Below are 3639 nucleotides of genomic sequence, written 5' to 3' on the forward strand. Positions count from 1 at the left end.
CCGCCGCCGCCAAGAAAAGAACTTCCACCAGTACCAGCTCTCTTGCCGTCTATTCCACTCCCTCCACCATTACCACCAGAAAAAATAAAGCTTTCACCACTGCTGCCCTCCCTGTTTCCTCCTCCATCGCCGCCTTTCCCTCCAAAGTTAACGAGAGTCATGGAAACGGAATATCCTCCTTCTGCTGTAACAAGCCCTTTGATCATTGTTCTACCACCATTGCACAAAATGTTACTGTCATTACCTTTACCACCACGACCAATGTAAGCTGTTTTTAATTTATCTAAATCAGAACCTTTCATTTTAACATGCACACATTGACCGCCGCCGCCGCCGCCATCCTTAACGCCACCACCTCCACCGCCCCAAGCCCATACTTCGATATCGGTGTCAGCAGTAATACCATCAGGCAATGGAATATCTCCGCTTTCTGTCATCAGAATTTCAACAGGTTTTCTAACCCCGCCATCATTGTTGCCGCTACCAGCGCCGCTGCTATTGCTACTATTTGCTTTGATTGAAGCCATCAGTTTGGCTGGTGAGATAAGTGCATCCACTGTTTTTGTGCCATCAATCCAGTCTTGTTTGGCAAGAGGTTGAATGAGATCAACTTTTTTCTGTACACTATGTGCTGTATCTTGCGCTTTATCGGCTGCTGTTTGCGCAATATTTGCCTCAGCTTTTGCACTGTCTCCCGTTTTTTGTGCTGTCTCAGCCGTTTTTTTTGCATCTACTGCATAAGCTTTTGCATCATTTGCTGTTCTTAATGCACTATCTGCAACGTTCTTCGCTTCACTTGCAACATGAATCCCTTGTTGTGCAACATCTTCAACTTTATCAATTTTTGCAATCTGTGCACGTTCTGGAGGAGTTAAGATAAGATGCTTTTTCCCTTCCTTCATATTCTCCATATCAAATACATCTTTTTCTATTTTATCTGGATCATAAACTGATTTTGACATACCAAAAGACTTTGAGCCTACAAAATAACTAATGGTATTTTTGAGATCTACCGGAGATATGGGATAATAAACACCTTCATCTCCCCTCCGCCATTTTTCCATCGTTGGCTGCGTAGAACTCAACCATCGTAGCTTTGATCTTTCCTCTATGGTTAAGATCTTTTTGGTAGGACCCTCGTGCATATTTTCCATAGAAAATGTATTTGCCCCCACATTGTCGGGATCATATGTAGCAGCCTTCATATCGCCAATCCCTAAAGGCGATATTTTTACCCAGCCAGCGCCTGATAAAATCGCATTCTCATGCGCTTCACCACTTGCTTCAATATCACAAATTGTGACCTTATTTTTGTAAGCAAGAGCTCCAATATCTCTCTTTGCAATAGCATCATCAGCCTTTTTTCCTTGAGCAGCGGTTGCAAAATATTCTACCTCATAAGCTGCTGCACTCCCCACTGAAACAGGTGCAAGAGCCTTACTATCTAAAACACCTTCTTTGACTTCTTCTTTTGTTGCTGGTTCAAGCTTAAATATATGTGTGTGATAGGGTAATGGCATCGCGTTTCATTCCTTAATCAGTTCGTTGTCTTGTTGTGTGAGAGAGAGGACTGCAATTCATCAATCAGTTTTTGCATGATCTCTATGCGTTTATCTGTCGCTTCTTTATATTCTGCCAAAGCGCTTAAAAGATCATGCTGTATGTCGCTTTTGACAAGATCAAGTACCTTATTTAAGGGTGCATGAACCATTCGATTGCTTGCATAAAAAAGGACGCGGATTTGCTCCGCGTCCGCAATATCATCAATAGCAGACGGATTATTGATCATTTGAAAAACTCACGATTTTATGGCATAAACAACCGGTACATTAACAGGGCGTGTTTCTGCCTCGCCCGTTGAAGAAATCATTACCTTATGCGTGTGCACTCCAGCAGGTTGTGTATCTTTTGTATAATATGAATTACCAAAAGCAGGATTTCTGCCACCTATTTGACCAACTCTTGTAACCATAGAATAATCATGCTTATGCGTATGTTGACCTGCCTCTTCAATGGTACAAGCATGTGTATGCGATTTAAGGCAATCTTGCTGTATATCGGCAAATTGTCTACTTCTGTCTAAACCGCGACCATTATCAAAGCCGCGCAAAAACACTCCTCTAAAGTCTGGAACTTTAAAGGTTGTATCGCTGTTTTTTCCCCATTTATCCCCTATCGCCTTGAATAATTGCGGATAATCTTTGCGTTCATAAGTAGCGCCATCACATAAAAGCCAGCCGTTTGGGACTTCTTGCATAGCAAAGGTCGCAATAAAACCACAAGGAAAGGTTTCGACCTTCGGTGGTGGAATGGGGGTAGGGTTTAAAAGATACCAGCCATCAAGACCTTTTGTTGATACGCCATCATTATAGACTATTTCATAAATACCATTTGTTTGTAACTCACCACCTGTCAATGATACTATTCCCGTGCTGGTGGCTTTATAGAGTGGCTTTGCTCCTATATTATTCATGTTTATTGTTGTCGTACCAATATTTATACCACGCGCCTTAAAGCGGATAATGATATCGTTTTTATATTTCGCTATCGGCGACACCGTCGTCAACGTGATTGATGTTGTTTGTTCCTTTCCATTCACAATAAACTTTGAGTCAAGAGAACCACCATTATCGGCAAGATATTCACGTATACGCTGCATCATGACCCGCGCACTATCATTAACAGAACTAGGCGGCTGCCCTTCTGCCCAATTAATGATACTATCGGAATTCGCATTTTGATCAGCTGTGAGTGACCAGTCATAAATATCAGACATGATAAGCCCCCGTTCTTCTTAATAGCTCTTCGCGCAATTGCTCTTCTTTTTGCCGCCCATAGGAACCAACAGATTGCCGCCTAGAAGGATCAATGAGAGGTGTTAAATCTGTCGGTCCCCCAGTCGATTGTGAGAAACCCGCCATGACTGGTTGCTGTAACATTTGTTGCTGTACCATCTGTGCCTGCTGTTTTTGTCGTTCTCCATTCTCTCTCATTAAATGAAGCAAACCGGAAAAGCCCTTTTTAAGAGCACCTGCATCAATACCTTGTGCTTGCAATGGTGTGGTTTCCATAATCTGTCCTGTTAAATTGTCTCTGCTTTCAGGTGCCATCATTCTGTTTGGGAATGGCGTGTCATATGCCATCAATTGGTTGCCCCCTTGATCACCTTGACCCACTTGATTACCTTGAAGTGTCTTTTGAATCCTCTCAAACCCACGCAAAGGACCCACCTCGTTTGGTGCTGCTTGTCCATTGCTTTGGTTTTGCTGTATCGTTCTCTTCAAAGCATCTCCCGTTTTATTATAAAGCCCATAAATATGATTCATAAAATCCCCTGCTGTAGCTTCCATGTTGCCACCGTTGAGTGTGACTGCCTGTCGACCTAAAAGCTGGCTCGCTGGGATATGTGGATTTTTGATAAGCTTTACTGCCCCTGCTGGTCCTTGTTGGTGTGCGAGGTAAAGCTCTGCCTCTGATGGCTCTCTGCCTAATGCTGTGACTAAATAACGCGTATTATCCTTCGTTAACCGTGCCATAGCATCGGTTGCTTGAAAGGGATCAAACTTGTCATTCAGTTGATAGTGTTTTGCTGTTGAATCGAGAAATTGATACAGCCCCCCTGCACTGCTGTTCTTATTT

The 3639-nt window shown here is 42.9% G+C and carries 4 protein-coding genes; all 4 read right to left on the minus strand.

From position 1 onward, the window contains the following. Nucleotides 1-1520: alanine-zipper protein (locus tag ACFIL8_RS08290; protein ID WP_375689394.1), on the minus strand; the 1520-nt coding region annotated here is incomplete at its 3' end. Nucleotides 1521-1537: 17 nt separating this feature from the next. Next, on the minus strand, nt 1538-1789 hold the full coding sequence (locus tag ACFIL8_RS08295; RefSeq protein ID WP_375612617.1) for a hypothetical protein: 252 nt from the start codon (nt 1787-1789) through the stop codon (nt 1538-1540). Nucleotides 1790-1798: 9 nt separating this feature from the next. After that, nucleotides 1799-2776 (minus strand): tail fiber protein, encoded by a 978-nt coding sequence (locus tag ACFIL8_RS08300; RefSeq protein ID WP_375689396.1) that lies wholly within the window; start codon nt 2774-2776, stop codon nt 1799-1801. Continuing rightward, nucleotides 2769-3639 (minus strand): lytic transglycosylase domain-containing protein (locus ACFIL8_RS08305; protein ID WP_375689398.1); only part of this gene is annotated, 871 nt, incomplete at its 5' end. The genes ACFIL8_RS08305 and ACFIL8_RS08300, both read right to left, overlap by 8 nt.

Origin of the sequence: Bartonella sp. AP57NXGY (assembly GCF_042195805.1) — a bacterium.
Lineage (GTDB): Bacteria > Pseudomonadota > Alphaproteobacteria > Rhizobiales > Rhizobiaceae > Bartonella.